Origin of the sequence: Inquilinus sp. (assembly GCF_039594555.1) — a bacterium.
Taxonomy (GTDB): Bacteria; Pseudomonadota; Alphaproteobacteria; order DSM-16000; family Inquilinaceae; genus Inquilinus.
This window is the reverse complement of the sequence record NZ_JBCNNF010000383.1, coordinates 1-6,569: the sequence shown is the minus strand read 5'-3', so window position 1 is coordinate 6,569 and position 6,569 is coordinate 1. Positions and strand designations below refer to the sequence as shown.

The window sequence follows — 6,569 nt, the reverse complement described above, 5'->3', positions numbered from 1 at the left end:
GGCCGGACGAGCTCAGCGCCGCCAATGTCGAGGCGATCTGCTTCCCGCTGCGCTATCTGCGCATGGCCAACAAGGCCGCGGCGGAGGATCCGGCGCCGTCCTTCTCCGTCCTCGCCGCCCGCGTCGGGCAGAGCAAGGTGCGCGTTCCATCTGTCTGACAAATAGCCGTTGCGCCGCCTTCCGCGCGCTGCCAGAGTTTCCCCGGGGCTCGTTAAGAAGCCCCGGGTGGCTGTCCTGGACAGCACGATATCGGGAGGACGTCCATGGGTGAGCGTGAGCATCGCAGCCGTCGTGATTTCATCCGGGCCGCGGCGGCGACGGCCGGTGCGGCGGCCGCATTCGGCGGCCTGGATCTCAGGATGGCGGCGCAGGCGGCGGAAGCCGTCGGCCGGTCCGACAAGCCGCTGAAGGCAGCTTTCTCCAACGCCGGGCTTCAGGCCACCTGGTGCGCCCAGGGCAAGCAGGCGGCGGAATACTGGGGCAAGCTGTTCAACGTCGAGATCACCTGGTTCGACGGCGAGCTGGCGGCGCCGAAGCAGCGCAGCGCGATCGACAACATGGCCTCCCAGAAATGGGACTTCGTGGCGATCCAGGCCTTCGGCATCGGCACGCTGACGCAGCCGGTGCAGAAGATGATCGACGCCGGCATCCCGGTGATCGACATGGACACGCTGATCGCGCCGCTGGACCAGATCAACATCCACTCCTTCCTGGCGCCGGACAACGAGTTCATGGGTGCCTCCGTGACCCAGGCGCTGTGCAACGCCATCAAGGGCGAAGGCACCATCATCATGACCCAGGGCGCGCTGGGCCACACCGGCGCCCAGGGGCGCGCCCGCGGCTTCGAATCGGTGGTCAAGCAGTTCCCGAAGATCGAGGTGCTGAACACCGACCCGGCCGACTGGGACGTGTCGAAGACCGCCCGGCTGTGGGAAACCCACCTGACTAAGTACCCGAAGATCAGCGCCGCCTTCTTCCATAATGACGACATGGCGCTGGCCGCCTACAACGTGATGAAGGCCCGCAACCGCACCGACATCCTGATCGGCGGCGTCGACGCCATGCCGCCGGCGATCCAGGCGGTGGCGGACGGGCGCATGTATGCCACTGTCCGCAACCCGTCCTGCCGCATCCATGGCGGCGCGGTGATCGCGGGCGTCGCGGCCGTGACGGCGGGCGAGAAGAGCGGCGAGGGCATCCCCAAATCGGTCGTCACCGACGGCCCGGTGGTGACCAAGTCGAACGCGGCCGGGATGCAGTGGATGCAGGATCACTTCCTGATCTGATCCTGCCGGTCCGGTCGAGCGAGCAAATGCAAGCAGGCAGTCGGCTCCTGAGCCGAACTCTCAACCCCAAACTGTCATGCCCGGGCTTGGCCCGGGCATCCAGAGAGCGTCGACACCTTCTGGATTGCCGGGTCAAGCCCGGCAATGACAGCGGGGGAGCGGCTCGTTTGCTTGGCGAGCGCGACCGGACAACAGGGAACAGACCCCCACGATGACCGATACCCCCGTGCTCGAGCTCAGCGGCATCTCGAAGGCGTTCGGCGGCGTCCGGGCCCTTCGCGGTGTCGACTTCGTGCTCAAGGCCGGCGAGATCCATGGCCTGGTCGGCGAGAACGGCGCCGGCAAGTCGACCATGATGAAGATCATCGCCGGCGTGCATTCCGGCTATGAGGGCACGATGCGGATCGACGGCCGCGAGGTGCGCTTCCGCTCGGCCCGGGACGCGCTGGCCGCCGGGGTCGGCATGGTGCATCAGGAGCTGAGCATCGTGCCGGACCTCAGCGTTGCCGAGAACGTGTTCCTCGGGTCGCAGCCGCTGACGAAGCTGGGCATCGTCGACTGGGCCGGCATGCGCCGCGCGGCGGAGGAGCAGCTGCGCCGCCTCGGCATCGACATCGACCCGCGCACCCCGGCCGGCGCGCTGCCGATCGGGCTGCAGCAGATGATCGAGATCGCCCGGGTGCTGTTCTCCGGCGCCCGCATCATCATCCTGGACGAGCCGACCTCGGCCCTGTCGCCGCCGGAGATCGAGCGGCTGTTCGGCGTGCTGCGGCGGCTGCGCGACGAGGGGCGCAGCTTCGTCTTCATCTCCCACTTCCTCGACGACATCCTGCGGATCTCCGATTCGGTGACGGTGTTCCGCAACGGCCAGCATGTGATGAGCGCGGCGGCGGCCGAGACCAGCAAGACCATGCTGATCGACCGCATGATCGGCAGCGGCCATGACGAGCTGGGCGAGAGCTACACCGGCGAGGTCCGGCTGGACCCGAAGCCCGGCCATCCGGTGGTGCTGTCGGTCGACGGGCTGTCGCTGGCCGGCCGCTACCAGGATATCTCGCTCCAGGTCCGGGCCGGCGAGGTGCTGGGCATCTACGGCTTCATGGGCTGCGGCCAGCTGGAGCTGGCGCGGACGCTGTTCGGCAAGCTGCCCGCGGATGCCGGAAGAATCTCGATCGCCGGACAGCCGGCGCGGCTGTCGACCACGGCCAAGGCCCGCCGTGCCGGCATCGCCTTCGTGCCGGAGAGCCGGCGGGCGATGCTGTTCCACCACGAACCGATCTACAAGAACGTCTCGATCAGCATCCTCGACCGGATCTCACGCCTGCTGCTGCGGCCGGAGGCGGAGCGCGCCATCGCCCGCAGGCATGTCGAGGCGCTGCGCATCCGCACGCCGCATGTCGATGCCGAGCTGGGCGCCCTGTCGGGCGGCAACCAGCAGAAGGTGGCGCTGGCCAAGTGGCTGACCCATGCGCCGCGGGTGCTGATCCTGAGCGAGCCGACCCGCGGCATGGATGTGGGCGCCAAGGAGGATGTGGTCGGCATCGTCCGCGGCCTGCGCGACCAGGGCATCGGCGTCATCGTGGTCTCGGCGGAGCCGGAGACGGTGCTGTCGCTGGCCGACCGCATCCTGGTGATGCGCAAGGGCCAGATCACCCGCGAATTCGCGGACGGAACGGTCAGCAAGGACCGCCTGCTCGAGGCGGCGTGACAAGGGACGGAAACCTGATGGGTGCGCAGACCACACAGACCGCCGGCGGTTCCGGCTCCCGGCTCGGCGCGCTGCTGAGCAGCCAGCTGCGCAACATCGCGCCCTTCATCACGCTGATCGCGCTGGTGGTGTTCTTCAGCATCGCCAGCCCGTCCTTCCTGACGCTCGACAATTTCAGCAACGTGCTGAACCAGGTGTCGGTCACGGCGATCATCGCCGTCGGGCTGACTTTCGTCATCCTGTGCGCCGAGATCGACCTGTCGGTCGCCGCCATCGCCAACGCCGCCGGCATCATCGTCGCCTTCTTCACGGTGCAGGAATCCTACGTCAACATCGCCAATGTGCCGCTGCCGGGCTGGGCCGCGATCGTGGTGGCGCTGGCGGCCTGCGTGGCGCTGGGGCTGATCAACGCCTTCGGCGTGACCCGGATCGGCATCCCGTCCTTCATCATGACCCTGGCGATGATGCAGATCGGCGCCGGCATCTGCGCCATGCTGGTGCGCGGCCAGATCGCCTATGCCGTGCCGCCGCTGGTCGTCACCCTCGGCTCCGGCTCGATCGGCGGGGTGCCGTGGATCGTGATCGTGGCCGGGCTGACGCTGCTGGTTGCCCATCTGGTGCTGACCTATACGCGCTTCGGCCGCTACGTCTACATGGTCGGCGGCAACCGCGAGGCGGCGGAGTTCTCCGGCGTCAACGTCCGGGTCATCATCGGCGCGGTGCTGGTGATCTCGGCCGTCTGCTCAGGCCTCGCCGGCATGCTTGGCGTCGCCTATTTCGGCAGCGCCCAGCAGAACGAGTTCGACACCTTCCTGCTGGACGCTATCGCCGCCGTCGTGGTCGGCGGCACCAGCCTGTTCGGCGGCCGCGGCGGCATCGGCAACACCATCGTCGGCGTGCTGATCCTGGGCGTGCTGAACAACGGCCTGGACCATGTCGACATCGACAGCTTCCTGAAGATCCTGATCCGCGGCCTGATCCTGCTGGCGGCGCTGGTGATCAACGTCTACGCCCAGCGGCTGCGGACGACGGCCCGCGGCGCCACGTCCGCTTGACGGCGCCGCGGCGATCCTTATCTAGGGGACGCCCGGCGCCTTTTTGCCGACGCGCCATTGCATGACGGAGCCCATGGCCACCCCGCAGACCGGTCCGGACGACGCCTCGCACGACCACGAGGACATCCTGTATCCGGAGGCGGGCCCGTTCGTCCTGCTCCATCTGGCCAGCTTCGCGGCGATCTGGACCGGAATCACCTGGCAGGCCGTGGCGATCTGCGTGGTGCTGTATGTCCTGCGCATCTTCGCGATCGGCGCCGGCTACCACCGCTATTTCGCCCATCGCGCCTATTCCACCAGCCGCGTGTTCCAGTTCGTCCTGGCCTTCCTGTCGCAGACGACGGCGCAGAAGAGCACGCTGTGGTGGGCCGCCAAGCACCGGCACCACCACCAGCATTCCGACACCGAGCAGGACGTGCACTCGCCCCGGCACCGCGGCTTCATCTACGCCCATCTCGGCTGGATCTTCTCGACCCGCCACCGCACGACGGATCTCAGCAAGATCGCCGATTTCGCGCGCTATCCCGAGCTGATGCTGCTGCATAAGTACGAGCTGATGCCGGCTGTGATCCTGGCCGCGATCACCTTCCTGATCGGCGGCTGGCCCGGCCTCGTGGTCGGCTTCGTCTGGAGCACGGTGCTGGTCTATCACGGCACCTTCTGCATCAACTCGCTGGCCCATGTGCATGGCCGCAAGCGCTATGTCACCGGCGACGATTCCCGCAACAACTGGCTGCTCGCTTTGGTGACCATGGGCGAGGGCTGGCACAACAACCACCACGCCTATCAGAGCAGCGTGCGCCAGGGCTTCAAATGGTGGGAGGTCGACCCGACCTTCTACATCCTCAAGGTCCTGTCCTGGTGCGGCGTGATCTGGAACCTCAAGACCCCGCCGGAGGCCGTGCTGCGCAACGAGCAGCGCCTCGGCAGCAAGGTCATCGAGCGCGCGGCGGCCGATCTGGCGGCCAGCTTCCCGGCGGAGCGGATCGCGGCGGCGCTGCACGAGGCGCTGGCCCACGCCCATGCGCCGACCCTGGCCGACCTCCGCGACGCCCTGGCGACGGCGCAGCACAAGACCGTCGACCTGCTGGCCAAGGCGCATCTGCCGACCTTTCCGACGCGGGAGGCGGTCCGGCTGCGGGCCACGGCGATGTTCGCCAAGACCCGGTCGATGGACGACATCGTCGAGCGGGCGCATCGCCTGGTCCTGGAAGCCGTCGGCAAGCGCCTCCCGGCGGCCTGAGCCGCAGCATCGATTGACCGCCTGCCACCCGCCGCCTACTGTGCCGCCATCGCGCAACCGGTTCCTCTTGGGCTGACGCCCGAGGGGTGAAAAGGGAACGCGGGATGGCCTCTCTTCGGCCTGATCCGCGGCTGCCCCCGCAACTGTAGGCGGCGAGCCCACCCCCGACAGCCACTGGCCGATGGCCGGGAAGGCGGGGGCGGGCGACGACCCGCGAGCCAGGAGACCTGCCGGCGAGGCGATGCGTGCGAACCGCCGGGCGGGGTGAACCGGTGGCGCGGGATGCGCGGGCGCCTGCGGGCTCCGTCTCCGGCGTCCGAGCCCCATCCGGCCAGCGAGGGGCGAGGGCGTGCTGCATCGACCGAACCATGGCTGAGCTGCCGGCGGCGACGCTGGTGCTGGGCGGCGCCCGGTCGGGCAAAAGCCGTCATGCCGAGGCGCTGGTCGAGAGCCAGCCCGGCGACTGCGTCTATCTCGCCACCGCCGAGGCCTGGGATGCCGAGATGGTGGAGCGCATCTCCCGCCACCAGGCGCAGCGCGGCTCGCGCTGGCGCACGGTCGAGGCGCCGCTGGAGCTGGTCGAGACCCTCGGCCAGGCGGCCGGCCCCGGCCGCGCCGTGCTGGTCGACTGCCTGACGCTCTGGCTGTCCAATCTGATGCATGCCGACCGCGACATCGCCGCCGAGACCAACCGGCTGGTGCGCTGGCTCGCGGCGCCGCCCGGCCCGGTGGTGCTGGTGTCGAACGAGGTCGGGCTCGGCATCGTCCCCGACAACGCCCTGGCCCGCGCCTTCCGCGACCATGCCGGCCGCCTGCACCAGGCCGTGGCATCCGTCGTGCCCTCGGTCGTCTTCGTCGCCGCCGGCTTTCCCCTGACCCTGAAATCCGCCTGAGGACCCGAATGCCCGCCAAGATTCCCGCGACCGTCGTCACCGGCTTTCTCGGCGCCGGCAAGACCACGCTGATCCGCCACCTGCTGCAGACCGCCAACGGCCGCCGGCTGGCGCTGATCATCAACGAGTTCGGCGATGTCGGCGTCGATGGCGACCTGCTGCGCAGCTGTGGCGACGCCACCTGCCGCGAGGAGGATGTGGTGGAGCTGGCCAATGGCTGCATCTGCTGCACCGTGGCCGACGACTTCATCCCGACCATCGAGAAGCTGCTGGCCCGCGACGAGCCGCCGGAGCACATCGTGATCGAGACCAGCGGTCTGGCCCTGCCCAAGCCGCTGGTGAAGGCCTTCGGCTGGCCGGAGATCCGCACCCGGGTGACGGTCG

The 6,569-nt window shown here is 68.9% G+C and carries 6 protein-coding genes and 1 riboswitch; all 6 genes read left to right on the top strand.

Going from position 1 to position 6,569, the window contains the following annotated elements; all coding sequences use genetic code 11:
• The first annotated feature begins 263 nt into the window (after window positions 1–263).
• On the top strand, window positions 264–1,286 hold the full coding sequence (locus ABDW35_RS29225) for a sugar ABC transporter substrate-binding protein (protein WP_343717368.1): 1,023 nt from the start codon (window positions 264–266) through the stop codon (window positions 1,284–1,286).
• Window positions 1,287–1,497: 211 nt separating this feature from the next.
• Window positions 1,498–2,994, top strand: coding sequence for a sugar ABC transporter ATP-binding protein (locus tag ABDW35_RS29220; RefSeq protein ID WP_343717367.1), 1,497 nt, complete (start codon window positions 1,498–1,500; stop codon window positions 2,992–2,994).
• Window positions 2,995–3,011: 17 nt separating this feature from the next.
• A complete protein-coding gene (locus ABDW35_RS29215) occupies window positions 3,012–4,049 on the top strand; it encodes an ABC transporter permease (protein ID WP_343717366.1) in 1,038 nt (345 codons plus the stop codon).
• A 73-nt stretch (window positions 4,050–4,122) separates the two neighbouring features.
• Complete coding sequence (locus tag ABDW35_RS29210) at window positions 4,123–5,292, top strand: fatty acid desaturase (RefSeq protein ID WP_343717365.1); 1,170 nt, start codon at window positions 4,123–4,125, stop codon at window positions 5,290–5,292.
• Window positions 5,293–5,333: 41 nt separating this feature from the next.
• Window positions 5,334–5,542, top strand: a riboswitch (cobalamin riboswitch).
• A gap of 118 nt (window positions 5,543–5,660) precedes the next feature.
• Complete coding sequence (gene cobU / locus ABDW35_RS29205) at window positions 5,661–6,185, top strand: bifunctional adenosylcobinamide kinase/adenosylcobinamide-phosphate guanylyltransferase (RefSeq protein ID WP_343717364.1); 525 nt, start codon at window positions 5,661–5,663, stop codon at window positions 6,183–6,185.
• 8 nt (window positions 6,186–6,193) lie between these two features.
• Window positions 6,194–6,569 (top strand): GTP-binding protein (locus ABDW35_RS29200; protein WP_343717363.1); only part of this gene is annotated, 376 nt, incomplete at its 3' end.

What these genes read in the sequence shown, in the direction of transcription:
- ABDW35_RS29225 (WP_343717368.1), top strand. Translation starts at nt 264, where the DNA reads ATGGGTGAGCGTGAGCATCGCAGCCGTCGTGATTTCATCCGGGCCGCG.
- ABDW35_RS29220 (WP_343717367.1), top strand. Translation starts at nt 1,498, where the DNA reads ATGACCGATACCCCCGTGCTCGAGCTCAGCGGCATCTCGAAGGCGTTC.
- ABDW35_RS29215 (WP_343717366.1), top strand. Translation starts at nt 3,012, where the DNA reads ATGGGTGCGCAGACCACACAGACCGCCGGCGGTTCCGGCTCCCGGCTC.
- ABDW35_RS29210 (WP_343717365.1), top strand. Translation starts at nt 4,123, where the DNA reads ATGGCCACCCCGCAGACCGGTCCGGACGACGCCTCGCACGACCACGAG.
- cobU (WP_343717364.1), top strand. Translation starts at nt 5,661, where the DNA reads ATGGCTGAGCTGCCGGCGGCGACGCTGGTGCTGGGCGGCGCCCGGTCG.